Origin of the sequence: Micromonospora globispora, from assembly GCF_003857015.1 — a bacterium.
GTDB classification, from domain to species: domain Bacteria; phylum Actinomycetota; class Actinomycetes; order Mycobacteriales; family Micromonosporaceae; genus Micromonospora; species Micromonospora globispora.
Map to the genome: position 1 here is coordinate 1 of NZ_QGGF01000504.1, position 26,238 is coordinate 26,238.

General features: G+C 67.9%; 23 protein-coding genes and 5 pseudogenes. 13 read left to right on the forward strand and 15 right to left on the reverse strand.

The window, feature by feature from the left end; all coding sequences use genetic code 11:
- A pseudogene (locus DKL51_RS27210) lies at window positions 1-361 on the forward strand (IS110 family RNA-guided transposase); the annotation flags it as partial.
- Window positions 362-405: 44 nt separating this feature from the next.
- Here DKL51_RS27210 and DKL51_RS27215 read toward each other — a convergent pair.
- Window positions 406-1,014, reverse strand: coding sequence for a TetR/AcrR family transcriptional regulator (locus tag DKL51_RS27215; RefSeq protein WP_109942973.1), 609 nt, complete (start codon window positions 1,012-1,014; stop codon window positions 406-408).
- Window positions 1,015-1,101: 87 nt separating this feature from the next.
- Here DKL51_RS27215 and DKL51_RS27220 point away from each other — a divergent pair, with 87 nt between their 5' ends.
- Window positions 1,102-1,605: a GNAT family N-acetyltransferase gene (locus tag DKL51_RS27220; protein WP_260428683.1), complete on the forward strand. Its 504-nt coding sequence runs from the start codon at window positions 1,102-1,104 to the stop codon at window positions 1,603-1,605.
- 117 nt (window positions 1,606-1,722) lie between these two features.
- Here DKL51_RS27220 and DKL51_RS27225 read toward each other — a convergent pair whose 3' ends face one another.
- Window positions 1,723-3,480 (reverse strand): oleate hydratase, encoded by a 1,758-nt coding sequence (locus DKL51_RS27225; protein ID WP_109942975.1) that lies wholly within the window; start codon window positions 3,478-3,480, stop codon window positions 1,723-1,725.
- 213 nt (window positions 3,481-3,693) lie between these two features.
- On the opposite strand from DKL51_RS27225, the gene DKL51_RS27230 reads away from it, so the two are divergent.
- Complete coding sequence (locus tag DKL51_RS27230) at window positions 3,694-4,305, forward strand: TetR/AcrR family transcriptional regulator (protein WP_165823023.1); 612 nt, start codon at window positions 3,694-3,696, stop codon at window positions 4,303-4,305.
- A gap of 122 nt (window positions 4,306-4,427) precedes the next feature.
- Here the strand turns inward: DKL51_RS27230 and DKL51_RS27235 are convergent.
- The 6 genes and pseudogenes from DKL51_RS27235 to DKL51_RS27265 all read right to left on the reverse strand — a co-directional run.
- Window positions 4,428-4,547: pseudogene (locus DKL51_RS27235) on the reverse strand (transposase); the annotation flags it as partial.
- 435 nt (window positions 4,548-4,982) lie between these two features.
- A complete protein-coding gene (locus DKL51_RS27245) occupies window positions 4,983-5,234 on the reverse strand; it encodes an SDR family NAD(P)-dependent oxidoreductase (RefSeq protein ID WP_165823024.1) in 252 nt (83 codons plus the stop codon).
- Window positions 5,235-5,349: 115 nt separating this feature from the next.
- Window positions 5,350-7,332, reverse strand: a complete 1,983-nt coding sequence (locus tag DKL51_RS27250; RefSeq protein WP_109942978.1) for an oxidoreductase — start codon at window positions 7,330-7,332, stop codon at window positions 5,350-5,352.
- A gap of 203 nt (window positions 7,333-7,535) precedes the next feature.
- Window positions 7,536-8,804, reverse strand: coding sequence for an MFS transporter (locus tag DKL51_RS27255; protein WP_165823025.1), 1,269 nt, complete (start codon window positions 8,802-8,804; stop codon window positions 7,536-7,538).
- A gap of 140 nt (window positions 8,805-8,944) precedes the next feature.
- Window positions 8,945-9,706: an SDR family NAD(P)-dependent oxidoreductase gene (locus DKL51_RS27260; protein WP_109942980.1), complete on the reverse strand. Its 762-nt coding sequence runs from the start codon at window positions 9,704-9,706 to the stop codon at window positions 8,945-8,947.
- Between the two features lie 363 nt (window positions 9,707-10,069).
- Window positions 10,070-10,870, reverse strand: coding sequence for an IclR family transcriptional regulator (locus DKL51_RS27265; RefSeq protein ID WP_124812638.1), 801 nt, complete (start codon window positions 10,868-10,870; stop codon window positions 10,070-10,072).
- Window positions 10,871-11,153: 283 nt separating this feature from the next.
- Between DKL51_RS27265 and DKL51_RS35215 the strand changes: the two genes are divergently transcribed.
- The 4 genes from DKL51_RS35215 to DKL51_RS27285 all read left to right on the forward strand — a co-directional run bounded on the left by DKL51_RS35215 (window position 11,154) and on the right by DKL51_RS27285 (window position 15,735).
- Window positions 11,154-12,146, forward strand: a complete 993-nt coding sequence (locus tag DKL51_RS35215) for a MaoC family dehydratase (RefSeq protein WP_165823026.1) — start codon at window positions 11,154-11,156, stop codon at window positions 12,144-12,146.
- Between the two features lie 17 nt (window positions 12,147-12,163).
- Window positions 12,164-13,111, forward strand: a complete 948-nt coding sequence (locus DKL51_RS27275; protein WP_260428685.1) for an HpcH/HpaI aldolase/citrate lyase family protein — start codon at window positions 12,164-12,166, stop codon at window positions 13,109-13,111.
- Between the two features lie 151 nt (window positions 13,112-13,262).
- Entirely contained in the window at window positions 13,263-14,414 is a 1,152-nt protein-coding gene (locus tag DKL51_RS27280; protein WP_109942982.1) for an acyl-CoA dehydrogenase family protein, read from the forward strand.
- A 130-nt stretch (window positions 14,415-14,544) separates the two neighbouring features.
- Window positions 14,545-15,735, forward strand: coding sequence for a CaiB/BaiF CoA transferase family protein (locus tag DKL51_RS27285; protein ID WP_109942983.1), 1,191 nt, complete (start codon window positions 14,545-14,547; stop codon window positions 15,733-15,735).
- Window positions 15,736-15,994: 259 nt separating this feature from the next.
- Here the strand turns inward: DKL51_RS27285 and DKL51_RS27290 are convergent, their stop codons facing one another.
- Entirely contained in the window at window positions 15,995-18,193 is a 2,199-nt protein-coding gene (locus tag DKL51_RS27290; RefSeq protein WP_109942984.1) for an MMPL family transporter, read from the reverse strand.
- 194 nt (window positions 18,194-18,387) lie between these two features.
- Between DKL51_RS27290 and DKL51_RS35885 the strand changes: the two genes are divergently transcribed.
- Window positions 18,388-18,957 carry a TetR/AcrR family transcriptional regulator gene (locus DKL51_RS35885; protein ID WP_260428686.1) on the forward strand — a complete coding sequence of 190 codons (570 nt, stop codon included), beginning with the start codon at window positions 18,388-18,390 and terminating at the stop codon, window positions 18,955-18,957.
- On the opposite strand, the pseudogene DKL51_RS36730 reads toward DKL51_RS35885, so the two are convergent.
- The 4 genes and pseudogenes from DKL51_RS36730 to DKL51_RS36735 all read right to left on the reverse strand — a co-directional run.
- Window positions 18,932-19,054: pseudogene (locus DKL51_RS36730) on the reverse strand (IS5/IS1182 family transposase); the annotation flags it as partial. The gene DKL51_RS35885 and the pseudogene DKL51_RS36730 sit on opposite strands and share 26 nt — an antisense overlap.
- A 148-nt stretch (window positions 19,055-19,202) precedes the next feature.
- Window positions 19,203-19,799: pseudogene (locus DKL51_RS27300) on the reverse strand (tyrosine-type recombinase/integrase); the annotation flags it as partial.
- A gap of 262 nt (window positions 19,800-20,061) precedes the next feature.
- The gene (locus tag DKL51_RS27305; RefSeq protein WP_109942985.1) at window positions 20,062-20,403 is read right to left on the reverse strand and encodes a hypothetical protein; all 342 of its coding nucleotides are present in this window, start codon (window positions 20,401-20,403) and stop codon (window positions 20,062-20,064) included.
- 148 nt (window positions 20,404-20,551) lie between these two features.
- Entirely contained in the window at window positions 20,552-20,683 is a 132-nt protein-coding gene (locus DKL51_RS36735) for a hypothetical protein (protein WP_260428364.1), read from the reverse strand.
- A gap of 696 nt (window positions 20,684-21,379) precedes the next feature.
- Between DKL51_RS36735 and DKL51_RS27310 the strand changes: the two genes are divergently transcribed.
- Entirely contained in the window at window positions 21,380-22,162 is a 783-nt protein-coding gene (locus DKL51_RS27310; protein WP_124812639.1) for an ATP-grasp domain-containing protein, read from the forward strand.
- Between the two features lie 602 nt (window positions 22,163-22,764).
- Here DKL51_RS27310 and DKL51_RS35220 read toward each other — a convergent pair.
- Window positions 22,765-22,914, reverse strand: a complete 150-nt coding sequence (locus tag DKL51_RS35220; RefSeq protein ID WP_165823028.1) for a hypothetical protein — start codon at window positions 22,912-22,914, stop codon at window positions 22,765-22,767.
- Between the two features lie 441 nt (window positions 22,915-23,355).
- On the opposite strand from DKL51_RS35220, the gene DKL51_RS27315 reads away from it, so the two are divergent.
- The 3 genes from DKL51_RS27315 to DKL51_RS37300 all read left to right on the forward strand — a co-directional run bounded on the left by DKL51_RS27315 (window position 23,356) and on the right by DKL51_RS37300 (window position 24,752).
- Complete coding sequence (locus DKL51_RS27315; protein WP_109942987.1) at window positions 23,356-23,625, forward strand: hypothetical protein; 270 nt, start codon at window positions 23,356-23,358, stop codon at window positions 23,623-23,625.
- A 265-nt stretch (window positions 23,626-23,890) separates the two neighbouring features.
- Window positions 23,891-24,223, forward strand: a complete 333-nt coding sequence (locus DKL51_RS27320) for a hypothetical protein (RefSeq protein ID WP_109942991.1) — start codon at window positions 23,891-23,893, stop codon at window positions 24,221-24,223.
- Between the two features lie 373 nt (window positions 24,224-24,596).
- Entirely contained in the window at window positions 24,597-24,752 is a 156-nt protein-coding gene (locus DKL51_RS37300) for a HEAT repeat domain-containing protein (protein WP_369008649.1), read from the forward strand.
- Window positions 24,753-25,051: 299 nt separating this feature from the next.
- Here DKL51_RS37300 and DKL51_RS27330 read toward each other — a convergent pair whose 3' ends face one another.
- Entirely contained in the window at window positions 25,052-25,426 is a 375-nt protein-coding gene (locus tag DKL51_RS27330; RefSeq protein ID WP_185734933.1) for an Imm50 family immunity protein, read from the reverse strand.
- A 496-nt stretch (window positions 25,427-25,922) separates the two neighbouring features.
- Between DKL51_RS27330 and DKL51_RS27335 the strand changes: the two are divergent.
- A pseudogene (locus tag DKL51_RS27335) lies at window positions 25,923-26,105 on the forward strand (helix-turn-helix domain-containing protein); the annotation flags it as partial.
- Between the last annotated feature and the right edge of the window lie 133 nt (window positions 26,106-26,238).

The window sequence follows — 26,238 nt, forward strand, 5'->3', positions numbered from 1 at the left end:
CGAGCAGAACCGGCACCGGCTCTCCAGAGCCGGGAACCGGCGCATCAACCGGGCGCTGCACATCATGGCCATCGTCCAGCTCCGCCGTGACACCGAAGGGCGCCGCCACTACCGGCGCAGACTGGCCGCGGGCAAGACCCCGATGGAGGCCCTACGGGCACTGAAGCGGCGGCTGTCCGACATCGTCTACCGGCAGATGGTGGCCGACGCGAAGCTGCTCAGGACGGGCCCGGGAGGACACGCGGGGGCGACTCTAAAATCCAGCGCGGCCGACCTGAACCCCGAGATCGACACTTCGGAAAAGTCACTTCCCGGACCCGCCACACCCCAGCCTAGAACAACCCACGCCGCGGCCTGTTGACACAGAGGGGAGATCCGGGCATGTGATCATGGCGGCGCAGGCGGCTAGGGTCGGGGTACCGCGGCACGTCGGTGCTGGAACAGAGCGAGTTGGTAGTGGACCGCGGCCGTGACGCGGTCGTAATCTGCGGTGGCCAGCAGGTCGAGCAGTGCACCCCTGAGCACGGCGAGGGCAAGGGTGCGGCGGCGGGCGCCCTCCTCGCTGTTCCTCTCGCTCGGGGGCTGGCATGCGGCTAGGACGGCGAGCCAGTCGCTCACCGTGGTGGCGGCGAAGCCATCCCACACTCCGTCGGGTTCGATCAGGGAGCGGGCGTACGCCTCGGCCCACAGCTTCAGCAGCTGCCGATGCTCGTCGGCGGCGAGCCACGCCCAGACGCGCTCGACGGCGGCGGCCAAGCCGATGGCCGTCGTGTTGCTCGGTTCTCGGATGTGGTCCAGCATCGCGAGTTCGTCGACGCGGGCGCGCGCCAACAACTCCCGCAACAGGCCGTCCTTGTTCCCGAACAGGAACATGAGCACCCGAGGGCTGGAGCCGATCGCCGCAGCCAGCGGACGTAGTGACAGGTCGACCAGGCCGTGCGCGAGGGAGTGCCGGTAGGCGGCTTCCAGCAGTTCAACCTTCCGCGCGGACGCGATTGTGGGCTCCTCGGACACGGGCGTAGCCTACCTCCACTGAAACAGTCGTGTCAGTGCTGTGGAAAGGGCTTCCTGATGACGCAGCAGAACCAGCCGCCGGCGAACGTGACCGTCCGCCGGGCCGACCACCCCGGGGACCTGGGATGGGTGGTGATGGCCCATGGTGAGATCTACGACCGGCAGTTCGGTTGGAACACCGACTTCGAGGCGCTGGTAGCCAGGATCGTCGGCGACTTCGCCACCGGCCACGACCCGGCTCGCGAAGCGGCCTGGATCGCCGAAGTCGACGGCGAACGCGCAGGATGCATCTTTCTGGTCTCGGGCGACGAACCCGAGACGGCCAAGCTGCGTATCCTGCTGGTCACTCCGGCCTCCCGCGGCCTCGGCATCGGCACCCGCCTGGTCGACGAATGCCTCACCTTCGCCCGCGACGCCCACTACCAGCGTGTCGTCCTTTGGACCAACGACGTACTCCTGTCCGCACGCAGGATCTACCAAGCCTTCGGGTTCACCCTCACCGACGAGGAACGGCACCACAGCTTCGGCCACGACCTCGTCGGCCAGAACTGGACCCTCGAACTGGACCAGCCAAGCCCGACCGTCAGGTAACGAGCCGACACCCGCACTTTCGGCACGTCCGGACCGTCCTGCCTCGTCGCAGCCCGCCACGCTCGGTAACGCGCGGTCGAGGCCCCTTTAGCAAACAGCGCTGCGGGTCGCGGCCGGTCAGAGGAGGCCGGCTTCGCGAAGCAGTTGGCCGACCTCGCTGTCGTCGAGTCGGGCGATGAGCCGCTTGCGCAGCGCTTCGGGACCACGAAGGTGCACCGGCTCGCCGTCACGGAGCCGAGCGGTCGCAGCAAGCAGGCTTCGGACGTCGTAGGTCGAGCCGAACACCTCGGGCACGCCGCGCTCGATGTCGAGCAGCTGGTAGGCCGCCTCCATGCCGGTGCGCACGGAGTACTCGGTGGTGAAGATGCAGTCGCGCGACGTCTCGGCGAACTGCCCGATGAAGGCGAAGTTGGTCGCACCCTCGGGTACGACGTCGGGGCGGTCGCCGGCCTTGCGGGGCAGGAAGAACGAGGTGACATAGGGCATCATCACCGGCACGCACTTGGCGCCGGTCGCGGCCAGCTCGGGGATCTCCTCGACGGGTACGCCGAGGTGGTAGAGCCACTCCTGGGTGATCTCCTCGCCGGTGCACTCGGCCATGGTCTTCCGCACGTAGTCGCCGGGCCGGTCGACGAACAGCGAGTAAATCCAGACCACGATTTGGTCCTTCGGCTGCTGCTTGAAGTGGGGCTGCCGGTTGACCGTCCAGCTGAGCAGCCAGCGGGAGTCCCGGGCGGTGACGATGCCGCCGGTGACGACGCGGCCGCTGAAGGGATCCCGCTTGGCGATCTTGCGGATGTACTCGGGGATCCGCTCGTCCAGGGTCGTGACCGTCGCCGACTCCCACTTGCTCTGGTCGATGCTCGAGCAGAAGACCTCGGGGCGGCCGAACGAGGGATCCTTCCGGGCGACGCGCTTCCAGAGGTCCCACGCGGAGGCGGGGCCGCGATTGAGCTTCGCCGGGGTGTGGTGGTCGCCGTTGTCGGAGTTGTCGACCAAGGACCCGATCGTCATGAGGACGAAGTCGTCGTCGGTGAGGTCGACGCCGCCGGGTTGGCCCTGGTGGACCCACTGGATCCGGGTGGCCTTCTTCCGCTTGGCGGTGATGTCGAAGTCGACGTCGGTGACGTCGGTCTCGAACTGGAACCTGACTTCCTGGTCCATCAGCCAGCGGGTCATCGGCAGGACCAGCGACTCATACTGGTTGTACTTGGTGAACTTCAGGGTGGAGAAGTCCGGCAGCCCGCCGATGTGGTGGATGAAGCGGTGGAGGTAGAGCTTCATCTCCAGCGCGCTGTGCCACTCCTCGAAGGCGAACATGGTCCGCCAGTAGAGCCAGAAGTTGCTGTCGAGGAAGTCACGCCCGAACACCTCGTTGATCCGTTTGCCCTCCATCTCCTCACGTGTGGCGAGGAAGACCTTGATCAGCTCCTTCTGGGCCTTGTCGTTGAGGGTGAACAGGCCGTCGGTGCGGGCGTCCTGCCCGCGGCTCTCGGTGACCCGCTGCAGGCTGTAGTTGGGGTCGTCCTTGTTGAGCCAGTAGAACTCGTCGAGCACCGACGCGCCCTCGACCTCGAGCGACGGGATGGACCGGAAGCAGTCCCACAGGCATTCGAAGTGGTCCTCCATCTCGCGGCCACCCCGGATCACGAAACCGCGCTTGGGCTCCTTGATCCCGTCCAGGGCCCCGCCGGGAAGCTTGAGCTTCTCGAGGATGGTGATGTTCTCGCCGGGTACGCCGCCGTCGCGGATCATGAAGACCGCCGAGGAGAGGGACGCGAGTCCCGCGCCGACGAACCACGCGTGCTTGCGTTCAGCCCCGTCCGGGACGCGAGGACGAGCGAAGGCTTCGTAGTTTCCGCTGCTGTAGTACATGAACCCCTCCCAGGATTCGGGGTGTGTGCGCGGCGACGAGGCCGGCCGCGCGGGTCAGGGGTGCGGGACGAACCGGAGCGGGCCTCGCCGGCCGCGCTCGAACAGCCGGACCGGCTGAGCCGCCACGATCATCGAGTGCATCGGGACCTCCATCTCTTCTGACTTTACTCAAAACCGAGTGCATTCAAGATTGAGTCGGCTATGATCTGGGTCATGGCAGTGGAGACCGGACGGGTCGCCGGGGGCCGCCGGGAGCGGAACAAGGCGCAGAAGCGCGGTCGGATCCTGTCGGCCGCCCGTCGGCTCCTCGCTGAGCAGGGCTACGCCCGCATGACGATGGCGCAGGTCGCGGAGGGGGCCGACGTCGCGATCGGAACCGTCTTCCAGTACGCCGCCACCAAGGCGGAGCTCCTGATGATGGTCACCGCAGATCGCTGGTCCCAAACAATCCCGGCGGTGATCGGCGCGGTGGGGCGCGATGCCGAGCCGGTCACCGTCGTGTGCCGCCTGCTGGAGCCGTTGCTCGAAGCCTCACGCGACGAGCCCGAGAACACCATGGCCATCGCCCGGGAGTTGCTCTTCGGCGCCCCCGGGCCGCACCGCGAGGCCGTGGTCCAGTTGGTCGCGGACCTCGAGGACGCGGTCGCCGGTGTGTTCCGGGCCGCCGGAGCGGGCGAGCGGGCCAACGCCGCAGCCCGGCTGGTGGTGTCCGGCGGCATGCTTGAGGTCAACCGCACCCGCACCGGTCGGGCCAGCGGCGACTCGGTCGAGGCCCGGCTGACCGAGCTGATCGAGGTTGCCCTGCGGGGCGCCCGGGGTGGCTAGTATTCCAACGTCACCTGATCTCTCGGCTGTTGTAGTGGTCGGGGATGCCGGCGGCGGCGAGGCGGTCGGGCTCGGGGCAGCAGCCTCCACGAACTGCTCGGCAGTCCGACGTGGCTTCGCCAGTACGAACCGGTCAGCGACGCGCGTTTGAGCTGTCTGTTGCCGCGGCGGGCGGGGTGTTCACCGCGGACGCTGGTGCGGGAGCGGCGGGTGACCGGCGCCAAGCCGGCGTAGGCAGCCAGCCGCGGAACAGGTCCAGAGCCCAGCCGGCCGCGATGTACGAAGGCGCGGAGATCCCGGCCAGGCGGCGTGCGACATCGAGTGGCCTCCAGCATTCCGCCCAGCAGGGTTCGAGTGCCTCGACGCCGAAGGCCGATACCTCAATACCGCCGCTAGTACGGCACGGCGCTGTCGCGGCTGCTGCCCCGCCCGCGCTGGTCGGTGTTCTTCGTAACCCCTGCCACGCTGCTGCGGTGGCATCGTGAACTCGTCACCCGGCGGTGGACGTACCCGCATGCCCGGCCAGGCCGGCCACCGGTCGACAAGCAGGTCCGCGACCTGGTGCTGCGACTCGCGGCGGAGAACCCGACCTTGGGGCACCGCCGGAGCCAGGGAGAACGGCGTGGAGTGGAACGTGCGAGTCTCCAACCTGGAGCAGCCGCACGTCATCGACACGTTCACCGCCACGTTCGAGGACTACTCGCACGACCCGGCGTTCGAGGCAACGGTGCCGCCTTGCGGACGCCCACGTTGCTCGCCGCGATGTCGATCGGACCGAGCTCGTCGTGCACGGCGTCGACCATCCGCGCCGCCAACGCGTCGGGGTCGGACACGTCCGCCATGACGCCGGACGCTGTCCCACCGGCCGCGCGGATCTCCTCGACGACGACGTCCACCCCACCCCGTTCACGGGAACCGTTGATCCCCACATCTGCACCGTGAGCAGCCATGCTTTGGCTATGGGACCTGGATGTTCTGCCCCGACCCCGGTCACCAGGGCGACCTTCCTGGAGAGCCTCGACCGATCTAGCTCATTGCGTTCCATCACTTCTTCTCTCGTTCACCTGCCTGCTCCAGCGCCTGTCGAACAACTCTGTGGGCTTCTCGGACGTTCTCCGCCAGGGTCCTGGGGACGTAGGCGTCGCCGACCTGAACGATCCGCACCCCGGGCACCTCGAGCGGGTCGCGACCCCGGTAAGACCCGGCGGAGACCACCGTGCCCTCCGGACCCAGCTCCACCGCGCGCCCGGAGAGCGCGCGCACCCCCACCAGCTGTCCGTTGGCCGTTCCGGTGACCGCTGTCTGGGTGGCGACGACGACACCGGCGAGATCGAGACGACGCGAGATGCCGAAGGCACTCACCATGGCGACGCGGCGGGCCGGCGCCGGGCGAGGTGTCACCAGGACCACGCGGTGGCCGCGCTGGGCGAGCCACTCCGCGAGGGCGTACACGGGCTCGTCGTCGACGGCGTCCAGGAGGTAGACGTCCTCGTCGAGCGACAGTCCACCTGCCAGCACGTCCTCGACCGGCACGGCGTCCACACCCGAGATGACCGGTGGAGCGGGCAGCCGGGATCGGGCGTCGACGACGAGGGCGGCTGCGGACAGGGCCGCCGGGTCGGGCTCGGAGCCGAGGCGGATGTCGACCCCGAGGTCGGCGAGCTCGTTCTGCCACCAGTCCACCGCCCGGCGCTGATCGGCACGACCAGGGATGCGGGCCTCCAGCGCCAACCGGCCGCCGAGATAGCCGGCCTCCTCGTGCAGCTCCACCCGATGACCGAGGGTGGCTGCCACCCGGGCGGCCTCGAGACCGGCCGGTCCCCCACCCAGGACGACGACGAGGTCGGGCGCCGACCTGACCTCGGGTTCGAGGTCGGCGATCTCCAGCTCGTGTCCCGTCCGGGGGTCGTAGAAGCACTCGACGCCTCGCTGCTCGTGCAGAGCAGCCCAACAGGCGTTGCAGAAGGTACAGGGCCGCACGGTGGCCCCCACTGCGTCCCGCCGGACCAGGTCAGCGTCTGCGAGCAGAGGTCGCGCGAGGCCGATGAGGTCTGCCGTCCCCTCGTCGATCAGCCGGTCACCGACCGCGAGGTCAGGGATCTTGGCCAACGCCATGATCGCCACCTCGGGTGGGACCACGTTGCGGATGCCGCGAGTGAGGTGCTCGAACGGCGTGTCCGCCCAGCTCATGTCCGGCGAGTGCCGCTCGAGACTGGGGCCGTAGCGCGACTGGGACACCGCGATGTAGTCGGGATCGGCGACTTCACACACGTGTGCCGCCACCTCTTGCGCCTCGGGCAGCTCGATTCCTCCCGGCGCGTACTCATGAGCCGTCAGCTTGATGCCGAGGATGAAGTCGGGGCCGCAGGTCGCCCTGATGCCTTGCAGCACCGCTGTCAGGAACGCGGCCCTCCCCCGCAGGTCGCCTCCATAGGCGTCGGTGCGGTGGTTCGACATCGAGGAGAGGAACTGCGCCGGGAGGTAGCCGTGGGCGGCGTGCACCTCGACGCCGTCGAAGCCGACGCTCTGCAGGCGTCGCGCAGCGTCGACGTAACCGTCGATCACCTCCTCGACCTCGGCGACGGTCATGGCGTGCGGCACGGTGCCCGACAGGGGGTCGGGCGTCGCGGAGGGCGCCCAGGCGATACCTTCGGGCGTGTAGAGGCTGGAGGCTCCGACGTGCCAGAGCTGACCCACCACGACGGAGCCTGCGGCGTGGATGTCGACGCACAGCCGCTCGTAGCCGTCGACATGAGCGTCGTCCTCGATCCTGGGCACGGCCCGGAAGGGCCGGGACGAGGGGTGGACCGCCAAGCCGTCGGTGACGATCAGTGCGGCACCGCCGCGGGCGCGGCGCACCAGGAATTCGCGCTGTGCGTCGCTCAGGGCCGTCGGTCCGTTGAGGCCCGTGGTGACCGAGGCGAACGCCACCCGGTTGAGCAGGGCTCTGGATCCGATGGTGATCGGCGTGTGTACCGCCGCGGACCGCCCTCCGTCGGCCGACGTCGATGCTGGGTTCAGACGCATGGGTGACTTTCCTTCCAGGTTTCCGAGCGGTACAGGGCTGGGACCAGTCGGTACTCGACCAGGTTGTCGGCCGGTCGGCCGAGGACGACGTAGCCGATGATTTTGTCGACCTCGTGCTCGCGGCCTATGTCGGCGAGACGGTGCGGTCCCGTCCCGCAAATTCGGGACGGGACCGCAAGACACCCTGGTCTCGTTGTCGCGGACTACCCGACGGTGCTCGCCACCGCCGGGGCGTTGGCAACCGCTCCGGCCGCGGGAACGCTGCTGGTCGAGCGTGCGAAAAGCAGGACGACCGCGGGGATGAACAACGCCACTGACCACAACCAGAAGTTGGCCGCGGGAGGGAGAGCGGCCGCGGCCACCCAGCCGCCGGCCGCAGTGAGGAAGATCCCGCCGGTGCGGCCGACTCCAAATGCGAGGCCGACCATCGTGGCGCGAACTGCCGCCGGGTGCGAGTTCGCGATGAAGCCGTTCATGATGTAGATCGTGTTCAGGAAGCCCAGCGCGAAGACGAGCACGTAGACCAGCGCGGCGACCTGCAACGCGGCTCCGATGAGCAGCAGGGTCGCTGCTCCGCCGAAGCAGCCGATGACGACGATCAACTTGGGGTTGGTCCGGTCCTGCAGCCACCCGCCGACGAGACCTCCGACGATGGCGCCGGCGAAGGTGGTTACCGAGACGAGCAGGGCGCTGGTGATCTCGAAGCCGCCGAGGACGAGGTACTGGGGCAACCAGGTCGATGTCAGGCCGAGCGCGACCCCCATGATGAAGAACTCGGCAATGAGTAGCAGCACGGTTCGCGCCACTCTCGATCGGTTGAACAGGTACCGCAGCGCGTTGCTCCGGGTTCGCTCTCCGTCGGAAGCCATCGGCGCGACGGTCTCGTCGAGCTCGATCCCGTATCTGTCAGCGATCGTCCTCGCCTCATCCGCTCGGCGCGTCAGCAGATACGTCGGCGACTCGGGGACGAACTTCCCGACCAGCGGCACGAGCACAATGAGCGGGAACAGGCCACCAACGACGAAGAGCCAACGGAAGTTCGCGTGGGGCAGGATCAGAGCGCCACTGAGCGGGGCAAGCAGGCCTCCCACGGCGGTTCCCATCAGCAGGACCGTGTTGTTGAGGTGTCTACGGCCGGGCGGGGAGAACTCCGAGACCAACACGATCATGACCGGGATGATCCCGCCCAGGCCGAGGCCGCCGAGGAAGCGGAACGCCCCGAGCACGGCCGCGTTGGGCGCCAGTGGCACGATAGCCGTAAAGATGGAGAAGAAGAGCAGGTTCAGGATCAGCATCTTGCGGCCGCCGATCCGGTCGCGGAGGGAGCCGGACAGGATCGCGCCGATCAGGAGGCCGAGCATCTGAATGCTCGCCACGACGCCCGCAGTGGCCGCCGTGAGTCCCCATTCGTGTTTGGCAAGGATCACCGGCAGCGCCGCCGACAGCACCGTGAGGTCGTAGCCGTCAGCCACGGCGATCACGGTAACGAGTACGAGCAGAGCGGCGAAGCTAGCTTTCTGGGTGGGTTGGGACGTGCTCTTTTCCATTTCCACTAACCCTCTTTCATCCAGTGATGTCTACGGATGGGGATGTGGTGACTGAACGCGTAGGGCTAGAACATGAACTCGCCGCCGTTGACGTGCAGTACCTGTCCGGTGACGAATCCAGCAGCGGGCGAGGCCAGGTAGAGACAGGCCTCGGCGATGTCGTCGACCGCCCCGAAGGTTTTGGTCGCGATGCGTCCGCGGAGGGCTTCCACATCGATGTGCGCGTAGTCCTCGGGGTTGCGTTCCGTCTCGATCGCGCCTGGTGCCACGGTGTTCACGGTGATCTCGTACCGCGAGTACTCCCGGGCGATGGCCTTCGTGAGACCGTGCATTCCTGCCTTCGCAGCGATGTTCGCGGCGCGGTTTTCGATGTGGCCCGTCCAGCCGTCGTAGCCGGAGATATTGATGATGCGACCACGCCTGCGCTCACGCATTCCTGGTAGGACGGTGCGCGCCAGGTAGAACACCGAGTCCAAGTTCGTGGCGAACGTCGATCGCCAGTCCTCGATGGTGATGTCCTCGAACTTCTTGGCCTTGCGGACGCCGACGTTGTTGACGACGATGTCGACCGGGCCCAGTGTGCTGGTGGCCCGCGAAACCATGTCGGCAACTGCGTCGGGGTCTGAAACATCGGCCATCGCCGGCATGGCCTTTCCGCCCTTGCTCTGAATCTCCTCGACGACCGAGTTGACCGCGTCGACATTGCGGGAGCCGTTGACGACAACCGCAGCACCCTCGGCAGCGAAGAGAAGGGCGATTGCGCGGCCGATGTTCCGGCCGGCGCCCGTAACGACAGCAACCTGTCCGTTCAGGCGGCCTTCAGGCATGACTTACCTCCCACACCTTGCGAAGCGATAGCCCAGCTCCCGTCTTCTTGAGAGGAGCCGATCCGGCGGTGGTCAAGATTGCCCAGGCGCTGCCGCAGTGGAGCTCGGATGACTCCGGCGTGTCGCTGGGTGGAACGTCGTGTTGACCAGTGGTGTGAGGAATCTTGCTCGGGCACTACTGCGATGTCAAGACTGTTACTTGGTCATTGCCAGACGGCGCGGACCGGTCTCCCAGATCCGCTACCACTGGCGGTGCGCACGGCGTAGCGGCGGGTGGGTTGCCGGTTGGCGCGGCTTGGTGGGCGTCCGGGTCCTGGCCCGGGTGGGTGTCAGTGCGCCGGCGGGGCAGGCTTCGACACAGGCCTAGTCGGTGAACGTGTCCGTGATCGCGCGCGCGGTGTCTCGAACCCAGGCGCCCCACTCCGGCACGCGCGCGGGTTCGAAGCGTACGTCGGGCATCGAGATGGTGACGGCGGCGACGGGTCGTCCGCCGGGACCTGCGACCGCAGCGCCCACGGCGCAGACGTGTGGCCGGTTTTCGGAGATGTTGACCGCGTAGCCCCGTTCCTTCGCCTCCAGCACCTGGTGCATCAGATGCCGCGGGTCGGTGCTCGTGTTCGGCATGACCTTCTCCAACGGACGCGCCAGGATTCGCTCGACCTCGTCGAGCGGGAGCATGGCCAGCACCGCCTTGCCGCTCGCGCTGGTGTGCAGCGGCGTGCTGGCGCCGATGGCGTTGAAGGTTCGTACGGGGTGGATCGAGTCGACCCGGTCGATCAGCACCATCTGGACATCCCGGTCGAGCACCGAGAAGTGGATCGTCTCACCGGTCCGGGCGCCCAGGGCGGCGAGGTGGAGTATCGCCGCCTCGCGCAGGGTCTTCCACGGGGCGCCGGTCCGGGCGAGCGCGAGCAGCCGAGGGCTCAGTCGCCAACGGGTCGTGGGATCGCTGGACATCTCCGCCCAGCCCTCCTGGCCGAGCGTGCGTAGCAACCGCTGCACGGTCGACTTGGGTAGGTCGATCAACCGCGAGAGCTCGCCCACCCCGATGGGCCGATTCTGCACCGCCATCACCTCGAGCACCCGGAGCCCGCGGATGAGGGTCTGGGTGCCGGCCGGGCCTTGCGCCGCCGGCTCGTCAGGTCGCTCGGTCGCGGGCATCATCCAGTCTCCTCGATCAGGAGGTCGGGGCCCGGTGCGGACCCCGTCCGGAGCAATTCGGCTGCGCAAGCGTACCGCTACGCAGCACAACCGTGTCACCGGCCATGGTCGCGCTCGGTCTTTCGGCAGGCCGCCCGCGAAGCCCGGTCTTCGAAGGGGTCCTGCGGCGCTGAACCGAGGAGATCGTTTAGACCACCCGGAGGGCTTGACACCGCGCGTCCTCGCGCCAAAGACTGTGCGGACCAGCTAGAGGCACACCGTCTCACTGAATGACACGGAGTCGTCGATGACAACGTTCGATCTGGCGAGCTGGCCGGTGATTTCGCGCGGCACCTTCTTCGAGGACCACGTCGTCGGCCGCGTTTTCGACCACCACTGGGGCCGCACCGTGCACGCCTCGGACAACATCGCGTTCACCACCCAGACGCTCGCGTTCAATCCCGTGTACTTCAACCGCGATGCCGCAGCGGCCGCAGGCTACCCCGATGAGGTCGTCAACCCACTGCTGGTCTTCACGGTGGTATTCGGACTCAGCGTCGAGGACCTCAGTGAGCGGGGCGGGCCCTTCCTGGGGGCGAACGACATCCGACACCTCCGCGCGGTGCATCCGGGCGAGACCCTCTACGCGTCCAGCACGGTCGTCGAGGCGCGCACCTCGGAGTCGCGGCCCGACACCGGCATCGTCACCTGGCACACCGTCGGCCGGGATTCCTCCGGCAATCCGGTCATCGACTTCCGGCGTACCAACCTCGTACGCAAGCGCGCCGCCAATCCCGAACCGGCGGCCGTGCGGGAGGGCTTCGCCGAGGACTTCCAGGTGGGCGACCGCTTCCGCCACGCGCGCTCGCGTACCGTCACCGACCTCGATCTCAACGGCCTGACCCTGCTGGTCATGAACACCGCCGCCGGCCACTTCAGCGACCAGGAGATGGCCGAGACGCCCTTCGGCGAGCGGATCAACTTCGGCGGCCTCACCCTCGCCCTCACCATCGGCCTCGCCACCCAGGACACCAGCGGCCAGGCGATTCGCGAGGTCGGCCTGGACGACGTCAGGTTCGCCGTACCCGTCCGGCGCGGCGACACCATCGGCGCCGCGACCGAGGTGCTGGCCGTGGAGCCCGATGGGGACGGAGCCGACGTGACGTTCCGCCACCTCGGCGTCAATCAGCGCGGCGAGATCGTCTGCCAGGTCACCCGCACCGTCCGCGTACGCACGCGCGCCGCGCAGCCCAGCGAGGGCTTCTCCGCGCTCGCTTCCCATGCCCCGATCGGAAGGTGAACGACCCCGTGAACACCCTGCGTCCCGCACGTCCCCGTCGTTCCTGTCTCGCTGTCCCCGGAAGCAGCGAGAAGATGCTGAAGAAGGCTCAGGGCCTTCCGGCAGATCAGGTGTTCCTCGACCTTGAGGACTCCGTGGCTCCGATCGCGAAGCCGCCGGCGCGCGCCAACATCATCCAGGCGCTCAACCACGGCGACTGGTCGGGCAAAACCCGCGTCGTACGGATCAACGACGCCGACACCAAGTGGGCACACGAGGACGTCCTCACGGTCGTCCGCGGCGCGGGCGCCAACCTCGACTGCATCATGCTGCCGAAGGTCGAGCGCGTCGCGCACATCCACTGGCTCGACGTCCTGCTGACCCAGGTCGAGCGCGAACTGGCGCTCCCAGACGGCGGGATCGGCATCGAGGCGCAGATCGAGGGACCGGCCGGGCTCAGCGAGATCGACGCGATCGCCGCCGCGACCTCTCGGACCGAAACGCTCATCTTCGGCCCGGGTGACTTCATGGCCGCGATGAAGATGCCCGCCCTGACGATCGGCGTCCCGGGCGCCACCGGGTACGACCCCTTCGACACCGTCCTGATGACCATCGCGATGACCGCCCGCAAGTACGGCCTGCAGGCGATCGACGGTCCGTTCGCCCTGATCAAGGACACCGAGGGGTACCGGGCGTCCGCCGAGCGGGCCGCCGCCTACGGCTACGACGGCAAGTGGGTGCTCCACCCCGGCCAGATCGACACCGCCAACACGGTCTTCGCGCCCAGCCAGGATGACTACGACAAGGCCGAGCTGATCATCGAGGCGTACGCACACCACACGTCGGCGTCGGGCGGCGGCGTCGGCGCGGCCATGCTCGGCGACGAGATGATCGACGAGGCCAGCCGCAAGGTCGCCCTGGTCACCGCCGAACGAGGCCGCGTCCTCGGGATGAGCCGAACGACGTACTTCGATCCGACCGCCTGAATCCGGTGCCGCCGAAAACCACCGTGACTCCGCCGGCCACACTCGTCCGCCGAGCGGCAGCCGCACTGGCACCGATTCCGCCTCGACGGTTGAGGAGGAGAGAGAAGATGACCGCCACCTTCGACCACCGGATCAGCCCATGGAGGGCACTATGACCCTGCTGACCCCAGCCCAGGAAAAGCTTCGGGACGAGGCTCGCGAGTTCGTGTCGGCGGAACTGCTGCCCGTCGCCAACGAGCTGGACCCCAAGCAGGCGGACATTCCGTGGTCGACCATCGACCGGATGGCCGAGCTCGGCTACTTCGGCATCCTGATCGACCGCGAGTACGGTGGGCTGGGCCTCGGCATGACCGAGTACTGCCTGGTCACCGAGGAGCTCGCGCGGGGCTGGATGAGCGCCGCGAGCGTCATCGCCCGCGCCAACGGCACCGGAGCCGCGCTCGCCGACCCCGACCGGCGTGCCGACATTCTCCGCCGCCAGGCCGCGGGAAAATTCATCTCGGCCGGGGCGTTCAGCGAGCCCGAGGCCGGATCGGACATCGCCGCGGTGTCCTGCCACGCCGAACGTCGCGGGGACGTCTACATCCTCAACGGTGTCAAGCGCTGGTGCGGATGGGCGGAAGCGGCCGACGCCATCCTCATCCTGGCCCGAACCGCGCCCGGCCGCCGGGACGGCCTCGACGTGTTCCTCGTGGAGAAAGAGCGCGGCGCGTTCCCCGAAGGCATCACCGGCACCCCGATCCCCAAGATCGGCTACCACGGGATCACCTCGTGGCAGCTGACCATCACCGACCTCGAGGTGCCCGCGAGCAACCTGCAACTCGCGCCGGACGGGAGCACGGGCCAAGGCTTCGCACTCTTCGGCAATTTGATCAACTGGGCCCGGCTACACACGGCAGCGCGGGCGGTGGGTGCGGCGCGCGGTGCGCTGGAGGACGCCACGGCCTACGCGCGGCAACGGGTCCAGTTCGGCAAGCCCATCTCCTCGTTCCAGGGCATCAAGTTCCGCTTGGCCGACATGGCCACCCAGGTCGCCGCCGCACGAGCGCTCTACCTCGACGCCGCCGCCCGGTTCGACGCCGGGCTGGACTGCCGGCAGGAGTGCTCGATGGCGAAGCTCTTCGCCAGTGAAGCCGCCGAGCAGGTCGCGAGCTCGGCCATGCAGGTGCTGGGCGGCAACGGCTACACCACGGAGTACGCCGTCGAGCGGCACTGGCGCGACGGCCGGCTCACCCAGATCTTCGAAGGCACCTCCGAGATCCAGCGCACCATCATCGCCCAGCACCTGCTGCGCGAAGTGTGACGCCGATAGGCGAGAAAGGAACGAGGATGGCTCCCGTCCCGCTGGCCCCCCGACAGCACGTCGCCACCGACATCCGCGCCGGGGTCGCGAACCCGCACGTCCCACCGATCCTGACGGGGGTGCCGGTGCGATGACCGGGGGACCCCTCACCGGCGTACGGGTCATCGACCTGACCCATGCCCTCGCCGGCCCGTACACCACCATGCTCCTCGCCGACCTGGGCGCGGACGTTCTCAAGGTCGAGCCCCCCCGAGGGGACATGGCCAGGTACGCCGGGCCCATCCCGCCAGGCAGCGACCCGGCCGCCTACGGCGGGTACTTCCAGAGCGTCAACCGTGGCAAGCGCAGTGTCGTGCTCGACCTCAAAACGGCGGAGGGCGCCGCCGCACTGCGTGCCCTCGCCGCCGACGCTGACGTGCTGGTCGAGAACTTCACCAATGGCGTCATGGACCGGCTCGGCCTGTCCTACGAGTCGCTCAGCGCCGGGAACCCGCGGCTCGTCTACGCTGCCGTGCGCGGGTTCGGCGACGCCCGGTCCGGCGAGAGCCCGTATCTCGCCTGGCCGGCCTTCGACCTCGTCGTCCAAGCGATGGCCGGGATCATGAGCATCACCGGCACCGAGGACGGCACCCCGATCAAAGTGGGCCCCGGGATCGGGGACATCTATCCCGGCACGATGCTCGCGCTCGGCATCAGCGCGGCCCTGTACGAGGCCCAGCGCAGCGGCCGAGGGCAGTTCGTGGACATCGCGATGTACGACGCCGTGCTCGCCCTCTGCGAGCGCATCGTCTACCAACACTCCTACACGGCAGCGGTGCCGCGTCCCGAAGGCAACCGGCACCCGCTGCTGAGTCCGTTCGACATCCTCCCAGCCGCCGACGGCTGGGTCGCCGTCGCGGCGCCCAGCGACGTGCGGTGGCGCAAGCTCTGCGAGCTCATCGACCGTCCCGATCTCGCCAACGATCCAGCTCTGGCGACAAACGACCGGAGGGTCGCCCGCCGCGAGGAGATCTTCGACGCGCTGGCCGAGTGGACCCGGCCGCGGTCGAAGGCGGAGATCCTGGACCGGCTGGGCGGCCACGTCCCCGTCGGTGCGGTGCGGGACGCGGCCGAGATCGCGGCCGATCCCCATGTAACCGCCCGCGACATGCTGGTCGAGCTCGACCATCCGGGCACCGGACGGACCTTCGCGGTAGCCGGCCAGCCACTGAAGTTCTCCCGGACCCCCGCCCGACCGAAGCACCGAGCCCCGCTGCTCGACGAACACGGCCCGACGGTGCGCAGCAGGCTGACAACCAGCGATATGCTGGCAGCAGAATAGGCACGAGCAGCTTCGTGCCGTTCCGGATTGCCCGCATCTCGCCCAGGTACGAGCGACCTTGCACGCGGCGCTGGCCGACCTCAACCTGCCCATGGTGGTCACCGAAGTCGTCGGGGACTACCCATCCCCGACGGTCCTGATCAACGTTGGCAACTGGAGCAAGGTGGCTGATTTTCTTCAGAGCCGTCTCGCGCACGACGCGACAGCCGGCCCGGACCATCCACCGTGGATGGTCCGGGCCGGCTGTCGCCGCCGCACCTCATTGCCCAACCGGAACCGGCTTCTTCGCGTCCGGCAGGGGGGTGGTCACCGCGTCCTCGGCCGGCTCGACCGACAGGTGCGGCAGCCAGCGGTCGACCCACCGGGGCAGCCACCAGTTGGCCTTGCCGAACAGGTGCATCAACGCGGGTACCAGGACGGTACGCAGCACGAACGCGTCGATGAACACCGCGGTGGCGAGGCCGACACCGAACTCGGCGATGACCCGCTGCCCGCCGAACACGAAGGCCAAAAAGACGCAGATCATGATTGTCGCGGCGGCGGTGACCACCCGCCCGGTCGCGGCCTGGCCGAGCGTGACCGCCCGCCGGTTGTCTCCGGTGTGTACCCACTCCTCGTGCATCCGGCTGACCAGGAAGACCTGGTAGTCCATGGAGAGCCCGAACAGGATGGCCAGCATCATCACCGGCAGGAACGCCTCGATCGGACCGGCCTTGCCCAGGCCGAGCGCCTCGGTGCCCCAGCCCCATTGGAAGAACGCCACCACTACGGCGAACGAGGCGGCGGCGGCCAGCAGGTTCATCACCGCCGCGGTCAGCGGCACGACGACGCTGCGGAACGCGACGAGCAACAGGAGAAAGCCCAGGCCGATGATCACGCCGATGAACAGCGGCATCTTTCCGGCGATGACGTCGGCGAAGTCGTCGAAGATGGCGGTCTGACCGCCGACGTACACCTGGAGGGTCGAGCCCCGCTCGGCGGGCGGGATGACGTCGTCGCGCAGGTGTCGGATGAGGTCGCTGGTCTTCGCGTCCTGCGGCGAGGTGGTCGGCACGACCTGGATGATGCCGACCGTGGCGCCGGGCTTCGCGGGGAGCGGGATGGCGGCGGCCACGCCGGGCGTGTGGCGCACGGTCTGCGCGAGGGCGGCGAGTGCCTGCTGGTCGGCCGGCGAGTGGGTTTCGGCGACGAGCTGCAGCGGGCCGTTGAAGCCGGGCCCGAAGCCGTTCGCGAGCATGTCGTACGCCTTGCGGGTGGTGGTCGTGGCTGGGTCGTTGCCCTGGTCGGAGTTGCCCAGCCGGAGCGAGAACACCGGGATGACCAGTACCAGCATGACGATCAGGGCGAGCGGCGTCAGCAGGCCCGGGCGGCGCTGCACCAGGCCGGCCCAGCGCGCCCAGAAGCCCTGGGCGTGCACGTCGTGTGGCCCGTCGGCGGCGAGTCGGCGGCGCTCCCGCCGGCTGAGCGCCCGGTTGCCGATGATGCCGAGCATCGCCGGCAGCAGGGTGCTGGCCGCGATCACACTGATCAGGACCATCACCGCGGCCGCGATGCCGACTCCGTTGAGGAAGGACAGGCCGAGTACCAGCATGCCGAGCATGGCGACGCAGACCGTGGCGCCGGCGAAGATGACTGCGCGGCCCGACGTGTTGAGCGCCCGTACGGCTGACTCCTCCGGGGCGAGGCCGGCCTTGAGGCCGTTGCGGTGCCGGGTGACGATGAACAGTGCGTAGTCGATGCCGACGCCGAGGCCGATTAGTGCGGCCAGGGTCGGCGCGATGTCGGCCATCGAGATGACGTGGCTGAGCAGCCCGATCGAAAATGTCCCGGCGACCAGCGACAGGATCGCGGTCACCAGCGGCAGCGCCATCGCGAACAGCGAGCCGAACGCGATCAGTAGCACGACCGCGGCGCCTACCACGCCGACGATTTCCGACGCCGAGGTGGAGACGCCGTTGACCTGCCGGATCGCCTGGCCGCCCAGCTCCACCTGGAGGTGATCGGTGCGCGCCGTCTCGGCGAGATCCATGACCCGCTGCACGTCGGCTTTGGGGATCTGCTGGGCTATCCCGGTGAAGGTGACCGTGGCGTACGCGGTCTGGCCGTCCTGGCTGATCTGCGCGCGGCCGGTTTCGGCGTACGGGCTGGTCACGCCCGCCACCGACGGCACGCGGGCGACGTCGGCGAGCATCGCGGTGATCGGTTGCTGCACGGCGGGGTCGCGGACGGTGCCGGCGGCCACGTGCCAGACGATCGTGTCTGATTCGCCGGCCTGCTGCGGGAATGCGGACTTCAGCAGGTCGAGTGCGTGGGTCGACTCGGTGCCGGGGAGGGCGAAGTCGTTCGAGTACGCCGTGCCGGCCGCTCGTTCTGCCACCCCGAGCGTGGCCAGGGCGGCGACCCAGAGCAGCACGACGAGGTACCGGTGGCGGAAACACCAACGCGCTATCCCGGCCATCACCCAACTCCAATTAATCGAACGGTCGGTATTCCCGCGCTACGCTAGTGGCCTTTCCTGAGAGGCGGCTGAGGTCCGTGTTACGGCCGGGTTGCCGCAGCAGGTGCCCGTTCTCGACGCCGTGGAGGGATGACGTAGCCGTGGCACGTACCCCGGGCAGCGCCGCCGACGAGACCCGCCAGCGCATCCTCGACGTGGCGCTGGCGCTGTTCGTGGAGCGCGGCTACGCCGGCACGTCGGTCCGCGACATCGCCGAACGGCTCCAGATGACCAAGGGCTCGCTGTACTACCACTTCTCCGCCAAGGAGGACGTGCTGCACGCCCTGCTGACCCCGGTGCTGGACGCGCTCGACCGGTTCGTGGCGCGGGCCCGGGCCGCCGGCGCGATGAGCCCCGACCTGATGGCGGTCCTGGTCGACCTGCTCGACGAGCAGGGGCCGCTGCTGCGCTCGCTGTTCAACGACCCCTCCGTACGGCGCGAGGTCATGACGCGGCACCGCCTGCCGGAACGGCTGACCGCGCTGCAGCAGGTGCTGGGCGGCGGCGACGACCCGGCCGCGGTGCTGCGCGGGCGCTGCGCGCTCGGCGTGATCCACGCCGGTGCGTTGGCGCCGAGCGACCCGACGACGAAGGCCGAGCCCGGCCGTGCCGGGCGTACGCAGCCGCGGCTGACCGACGAGGAAAAGGCGTTCGTCACCCGGGCAGCGCTGGCCGTGCTCGCCGCGGAACCGCCCGGTCCGGCTGCGGGTCGGCGACGGCGATGACCAGGCGGGTGCTGGCGTCGATGGCGACCTGCAGGTTCGTCGAGTACCGGTAGTTCTTGCTCGGGGCGGCCAGCCGGTGGTCCCGGGTCGGGACGAGCCGCTTGAGTCGGATCTTGATGCCGTTGGGAGTTAAGGGTGCCGCGCCCCTGTCGGCCAGCCACAGGTTCGGCAACGCGGCCCTTGTGTTTGTCCCGCGCCCGCAGGTAGCGGGACAGCGCCCGGGCCGTCTTCGGCCCGAACCGCACCCGCCGGTCCTTTCCGCCCTTGCCGTGGAAGTGCACCGACTCGGTGTTCAGGTCCACGTCAGTGACCAGCAGGTTGCCCACCTCCGACAGCCGGGCGCCGGTGTTGGCGTACAGCCGGATCAGCGCCTCGTCGCGCAGGTTCGCGAACCCCTTGCCCTTGCACGCGTCCAGCACCTTGGCGGTCTCGTCCTGACGCATCACCGGCACCAGCTTCGTCGGTGTCTTCGGCTGACGGACCCGATCCATCGGCGACCGGTCGATGACCTGCTCATCGACCAGCAGCCACTTGAAGAACTGCTGCAGCCCCTTGTGCTTGTTCAACGCGGTCGACGCGGACCTGGTCTCGATCATCCAAGCCTGGAACGCCTCCACGTGCGCCCGCGTCACGGCGCTGGGATCGTCGGCGGCAGCATCCGCGTCCGGATCCGGCGAGTACTCCCCCAGGTACCGGCCTAACTGCGCGGCGGCGAGTAGGTAGTTGTAGCGGGTCGTCTCCGGATAGTTGGCCGACCGCAACGAGCGGTCCCAATCCCGCAGGAACCCGGCCCACGGCCGAGACAGTTCCACAGTCAGCTTTTGAAGATCCAGTAGTGGCATGGCAACCTGCCCGAGTCAAGGAGTCCAACAGCGGCGTGCTAGACCAGGCACCCATGCCGAGCAATAAAAAGAGGGCTCCCGCAAGTCGCTGACCTGCGGAAACCCTCTCTCTGTCGGGACGGCCGGATTCGAACCGACGACCCCTTGACCCCCAGGCAACAATCACAGCGCGCTTACCTGCTGCTCTGTCGGCTCCGGGCTGCTGGCATGGTCCACGCTCGTCCGTGCTCGTCCAGTGGTGTCCGACCCGATCGTCACCCAGTTAGTCACCCATGCCCCGCAGCATGGCTTCCGCCTCGCGCACCATGTCCTGTTCAAGTTGGGCGCGCTTAGCCGCGTTGTCCTCCCACAGGTCGGCCAGGAAGGCGAACGTGGTAAGGGGCTCCGGGAACGCTAGAGAACCGGCATAGGCGGCGATGGCATGCGCGCCATCCACCGGCGCGATGGCCCCGGACACCAAACGTCGCGCATACGCGACCACCACCTCCCAGACGGCCTGGTCGTCGTCTGGCAGCTCAGGCAAGCCCAACTCGTCGACCACCTGGTCCAGCAGCTCGCGTGCCTCGCGGTACTCGCCTCGCGAGAGCCCAGCGAGTTCCCGCAACGATGGGCTATCCAGCCCCTCGGCAAGCGCTGCGCACCGGGCTGGCACTCCACGCTTGCTCGCGTCCAAGCCGTGTTAGCCGTCACCGAACGTGACGGCTAACACGCCTGGCGCAATACCGGCGCCGGAGTGTCGACGATCTGGCAGGTCAGGTGACCCCGATGTTCAGGTAGAAGTGGCCGAGCTTGAGTGATAGCGAGGCGCCTCCGAAGTGGTGAATGAGCAGCGCCAACAGGATGACGATCAAGATGCAGACGACGAGCCAGATCAGGAACCACACGAACCCTGGGATCCCGTAGCGACCGACGCGAGCCATTAGGCTCGCCCCCTCGCGGTCGGCGCTGCAACACGCGCCGCCGCGCATGGACGTGTCGGCTGTCGGTAACTGCGCCCGACGCTAGCGGACGTCTCCATACAGCCTCCTTCATTGAGGTGTCCGCGAAATTTCCCTATCGAGGCGCGCGTCAAACCGGGCCGTAGGAGCCCGCTTCAGGATCCCGCCGGAGCCGGGCCGGCGTCTGTGCTGTCGGTGACATCCGGGTCGGTCAACTGGACGGGTTTCTTGCCCGCACTGAACTTCACATCTGCACTGGGGTCCACTCTCTACTTCCGCTTGCTCTCGGAAGCGATCGGGATCGGTCTACGACCAGTGAGCAGTGCCTGGGCGTTGCCGATCGGCTGCTCCTCAGGGACCACTTGCCACGCACCACCCGGGCGCGAGCGGCATGGCCTACTCAGCAGTCAACTCTCGACGGACGACCACTCGCTTGTAAGTTCTGGGCGCTTCGTCCGCCGGAGTCCGTCCGCATCCGCCACCTCGGGCGACTGTCCGTGCCAGTCCGCTGGCCCCGGTCTTCGTCCCGGCCCGTTGCTGTCACCGTTGCTGTAGGCAGCCACCCGTAATCGGTCGCCCGCCGACCTGAGCACCTGATAACCGGTGTAACAGCGGCGGCTTGTTGGGGCAGGATCATCGGCCGTGACACTCGTCCTGCCGCCGCGCCTAACAGCCTCGGCTCAAAGCCTGCGCGACGCCGCTCACCGACGCGGACTACGCAGCGTCCAGCTCCGCACCTTCGAAGTACCCGCCGGGATGAACGCTGATCACCTCCATGCGGGACCAAGCTTCGCCGACGTTGTCGCACCGCTGCTCGGGATCGCACCCTTGGAGGCTGAGCCCGGCTGGCTGACTCGGCTTCCCCGTGAACTCACCCGTCGGGAGATCACCCTGGTCGCCATCGGCGAGGCATACGAACTCCGTCGACCAGCGTTCATCAAGTCACCCAACGACAAGAACATCCCGGCGATGATTTACACCGATGGCACCCGCCTTCCCGGCCCGGATGCTGTGGACCGCCGGACTCCGGTGCTCGTCAGCGACATCGTCGACTTCGCCGCCGAGTACCGGCTACACCTGCTCGACGGTGTTGTCTACGCAGGCAGCCAGTACGCCGAGCACGGTCGATTACATCTCGGTCCTCCGTCGGCCGACGCGCTGGCCTTCGGCACCGACATCCTCGCCGGATACGGGCACACGCTGCCCTCTGCCATCGTCGTAGACGTAGGGCTAACCGACGGTCACTGGGCCGTCATCGAGGCAAATGCCGCGTGGGCCAGCGGCGCCCATAGAGCAGACCCCGACCTGGCCCTCGACGTCGTCCTCCGGGCGGCCGGCCCAACGATCTCGGTTAGCGCGCGTGACCGACAGTTCATCCGACAGCCTCAGCGGCTCCAACTAGTCCCTCGGACCTCTTCGGTGTGAACGCGGCTGCACTGGATCGTCTGCTGTCATCGGCTGTCATCCCGTGCCTATCAGCTCGGCTACGACCCCGCCCGCTGTCGGGACTTGTCGACGGCAGGCGACGCGTTCGCTGCCTCCTTGCTGCTTTCCCGGCGTGGAAAGTGGCCGTGGCCGGTCGGCGGGTAGAGCCGCCGACGCGGGCGAGGAGGGCCTTAAACCTCACACGCTTTCGAGGTCTGTGACCCAGTGTCCAGCTGCAACCGGCTGCATCAAGGAGCACAGCGCTACACCTGCTCCGACCCCCGGCGGACGACCTTGCACGTTGCACGCAGATGAACGAGACCACAAACGAGACCGCCGAGCACGCCTGATTCCTGGCAGCGACGCGCCAAGCCCTATCCGCCCCTAGGACGTTGTGCCGCATCCGGGCCGGAAAGTCCCGCCTGGCCCCGCCTGTATTTCAGACGCTCCGCGCGGTGGTCAGGTAGGGAGGTTTCCGGCAATGGGATGACCGCGGCCGGGTCGTCGCCGTAGCCCTGGTCGGCGACAAAGCCTGATCCGGAAACCTCCAAACCTCTCGGCTCGGTGAGAAGAGCTTCGCGCCGCTTCTATGGATGGCCGGCTCAACGGCCGTCGCCTGGCCCTCGCCTGAGGAGCAGCCAGAATCCGCCGTACGCTGCCACGCCGAGTAGCACCAGCCCAGCGGTGTAGGGCATCCCGTCGATCAGTCGGGCAACGACCGAGGCGGTGACCAGGTACAACCAAGCAGCCATGCGGCGACGCTACCGGTCCTTGGCACGTCCCACCATCACCCGGAACGAGGTACGGGCGAGCGCCTTGTTCGCTGTGTGCCCAACACCGAAGCGGGCCTCTGGGGCATGGTCGAGGAGGGTGCACCTACCGTGAGCGCGTGGAACTCGGGACCTTCGCCGGCTTCGGCCTGCTGATCTGTGCGGGACTTAGCTGCCTCCTCCTCGTTGCCGTTGTAGCGCTCCTCGCGGCCTGGTGGAAGCCCAAGGGCTGACGGTGCCGACCTCAGCTTGGGAATCGGATTGATCTACACGTTGGGTAGCCGCATCACCCGGTAGAAGAACACGGAGCGTTCGGGTTGTGGCCGGCACGATGGCGGCGTTGGCTCGTGTTGACCTCTGCGTCGGGCACGGATAGGGCACGCGGCCGAGGGCGGCCGTCGTCCCGGGTGAGAGGCTGAGCGCGTGGGACTGAACAAGGAGATAGCAGCGCGGCTTGCCGACGCACGTCTCGCTGAATGGCGACGCGTCGGCTATGGCGAGTGGCGCGCGATGCTGGATGACAAGGACGTACGCCAGGTCGTCGGCGAGGATGGCAAGCGGTACAGCGTGGTCAGCTACGCCGGCGATGGGTGTGTCCGCATGTCGGTGGCCGTGGATGACGGGGGCTGGTCGGCGTTCGTGCCGCTGGTGCGCGACGAGATCATGAAGCCGGATGGCACGTTCGTCGAGTGACCTCTTTTGTGTGAAAGAATGATCAACCGTCGATGAGCTGGGCGAGCAGCCGGGGTGAGCTGTCAGAACAGTCCACCATCGTCCGTGGGTGTCCAGCGTCTCCCGTCCCGGTCGTCACCCAGTTGGTCACCCAGCCCGAGCGTCAAACGTTGAAGCGGAACTTCGGGGCGCTTTGCGCCGGCCCGGGGGCTGTCTGGCTCGTGCCTGACCCGCCGCGCAAGCCCGACTATCTTCGGCCGGGGTTGATCTTTGAGAGGTGACGGTGATGGATTGCTTCGAGGGCCGCTGCTGGCTGGACTGGTGGGCCAACTCCTCTACCCTGCTCGGCACCGTCGAAGTCGCCGTCGCGATAACCGCCAAGGGCGCCGGTAGGGATGCCCATGGTCGCCTGATCAGCGACACGGACGAGGACCGCGACAGGTTCGCGTTCCTCTGCGTCCTCGACCCCGTCTTCACGCTGCGCTTCGAAGACGAAAGCACTGTCGCCGTCACCGTCCACCCCACCGATGACCATCGCCGGTTCACCCTCACCGAGTTTGTTTCGAGTGCGACCAGTCCGGGTGCTGTACATGCGAGTTTCCACTGGGGAATCAGGTGATCGAGCCGTGGTTGACTTTGACCTGACGTCGGCGGATGTTGTTCGTATGCTCGAGCGGGAAACCCTCGATCGGCGTCCTGTCGTTGACAGACTTCGACGTCAGGCTTCCGTTCGTGTCCTTGCTCAGGCGCTCAGAGTTGCTGAACGTCCTCTGACTCGCCATTTGCTGTGTGACCTGATTGGTTTTCGTGCCGCGAGGTCGGCTCTGCCGGAGTTGCTGGAAGCTCTTGAGGATGACGATCGCGGCGTCCGCGGCTCTGCTGCTGACGCAATTACCAAGGCCCTTGCATATGGCGGGGTGCAACCCGTTCCGGACCGACTCATTCGGCGCATCCTCCCGACGCTCTTGAGGCACTGGGAGAGGGAGCCCCAAATGCGCGGTGATCTCGCGTACGCGCTCGGTGGCCTTGGTGACCCCTCCGTTATACCCCTGCTTCAGGCTGCGCTTGACGATCCTCATGAGCATGTTCGTCGTGCTGCAGAATGGTCGCTTGGGCGGTTGGGTGAAGGGTCTTCGAAGGGAGTTTGACGTGATCAAGGGCGGCCCCCCGCACCACAGCCCAGGGCCATTGCGTAGTCGCAGGCCCTACTGGCCCGCGGGAAGAGGCCGGAGTCAGACGTTGAAGCGGAACTAAAGAGCCGCGATCTGCCCACCAGCCAGACCGCAGCTCAACACCTGCTCACACGGCGTCCGGCGCTTCCATGGCTGGCCACTGCTTGACAGCGTTTGACGGTGTCTTGTGCCCCCTGTGTGCCCCACACCACCGCGCCGCCTTCCGGCTTGTGTGCCATGCCGTCCCTTCGGAGGGAGCGTTGATCATCGAGATCCTACGAGGCACGGCAATAGGCCGACAGGTGTGACAGAACAAGCCATCGGGCGTCAATGTTGATGCCCACCGGGCCATTGTTTGCCCTCAACGAGAGCGCCTTGCCCATGCGCTCGACATTGATGTCAAGCACAGCGCGGGTCGTCCAACCAACTATGGTCAGGTGCAGCACATCCACCAGCGTGAGTTGGACTTGAACGACGTTGAAGCCTTGATCCGCCCACTTCTTCGGTGGCGACTTGGGGAACTGAGAAAGGTCAAAGCGCAACGTAGCGCGTGGCCCGTCGCGATGAAGGACCAACTCATGGAGGTCAACCGACGTCAGCACCGGCAGGTCCTCACCGTAAATCGCCCGGATGCCGTGCGACTCACTCAAGAGATCAACCCAGCCAAACATCCTGGTGCCTCCCGTTGCTCGTCAGAACGAGGCCAATCCTGCCATCCCGTCTGCCGCCGACCCGCCCTCCTGGGGAGCGGGCTGCCGCCCGGTCCGCCAGGTCAAGCGAACCTTGACGGCTCGTGCGGACGCTGGCAGGCCGGGCGGCAGTCTGCTCGGCTTGCCCGGGTCGGCGGCTGGCGGGATGGCCCTGCGCAACCACCCACGGACCGCAAGGCGCGGACGGAGCCCCGGCCATCCTGGAGTCGTTGCGCCCCCGCCGGAGGCGCAGTGACCGCGACCGGTCCGCCGCCGTGACTCGCCGCGCGGACCCGGCGTGCCCTTCCCTGCGCCGCGTCGCTCGGGCGCGGCGCGGCCTGTCCTGCGCCGGTTGATGGTTGACACGGCGGCCTCGGTTGATGTTTGACACCTGGTCGGCCCGGCCCTCTTTTCGTCTGTAGTCAGGCGGGAGGAGCACCGGGTGGGACTCGCGGAGTTGAGCGTCATGGAGCAGCGGTTTCACGCCGTGATGGAGTGCCTCGGTGGGACTCCGAAGACGGAGGTCGCCGCCCGGTATGGGGTGTCGCGGCAGACGATCCACAACTGGCTGGCCCGGTATGCCGCCGAGGGCGTCAGGGGCTTGGAGGACCGGTCGCATCGGCCGCATGGGGACTGCCCCGGGTTTGGTTGACTCGCGGGGTTGAATGGTTCAGGCCGCGTGTGCGGGCCTGTTGATTGTCTCAAACTCGATCGGGGTGAGCTTGCCGAGGCGTCGTTGCCGTCGGCGGCGGTGGTAGGTCCGTTCGATCCAG

Bases quoted from the DNA above. Each gene is read 5' to 3' on its own strand.
- DKL51_RS27225 (WP_109942975.1), bottom strand. From the start codon at position 3,480: ATGTACTACAGCAGCGGAAACTACGAAGCCTTCGCTCGTCCTCGCGTC.
- DKL51_RS27230 (WP_165823023.1), top strand. From the start codon at position 3,694: ATGGCAGTGGAGACCGGACGGGTCGCCGGGGGCCGCCGGGAGCGGAAC.
- DKL51_RS27250 (WP_109942978.1), bottom strand. From the start codon at position 7,332: ATGCGTCTGAACCCAGCATCGACGTCGGCCGACGGAGGGCGGTCCGCG.
- DKL51_RS27260 (WP_109942980.1), bottom strand. From the start codon at position 9,706: ATGCCTGAAGGCCGCCTGAACGGACAGGTTGCTGTCGTTACGGGCGCC.
- DKL51_RS27265 (WP_124812638.1), bottom strand. From the start codon at position 10,870: ATGATGCCCGCGACCGAGCGACCTGACGAGCCGGCGGCGCAAGGCCCG.
- DKL51_RS35215 (WP_165823026.1), top strand. From the start codon at position 11,154: ATGACAACGTTCGATCTGGCGAGCTGGCCGGTGATTTCGCGCGGCACC.
- DKL51_RS27280 (WP_109942982.1), top strand. From the start codon at position 13,263: ATGACCCTGCTGACCCCAGCCCAGGAAAAGCTTCGGGACGAGGCTCGC.
- DKL51_RS27285 (WP_109942983.1), top strand. From the start codon at position 14,545: ATGACCGGGGGACCCCTCACCGGCGTACGGGTCATCGACCTGACCCAT.
- DKL51_RS27290 (WP_109942984.1), bottom strand. From the start codon at position 18,193: ATGGCCGGGATAGCGCGTTGGTGTTTCCGCCACCGGTACCTCGTCGTG.
- DKL51_RS35220 (WP_165823028.1), bottom strand. From the start codon at position 22,914: ATGGCTGCTTGGTTGTACCTGGTCACCGCCTCGGTCGTTGCCCGACTG.
- DKL51_RS27320 (WP_109942991.1), top strand. From the start codon at position 23,891: ATGGATTGCTTCGAGGGCCGCTGCTGGCTGGACTGGTGGGCCAACTCC.
- DKL51_RS37300 (WP_369008649.1), top strand. From the start codon at position 24,597: ATGCGCGGTGATCTCGCGTACGCGCTCGGTGGCCTTGGTGACCCCTCC.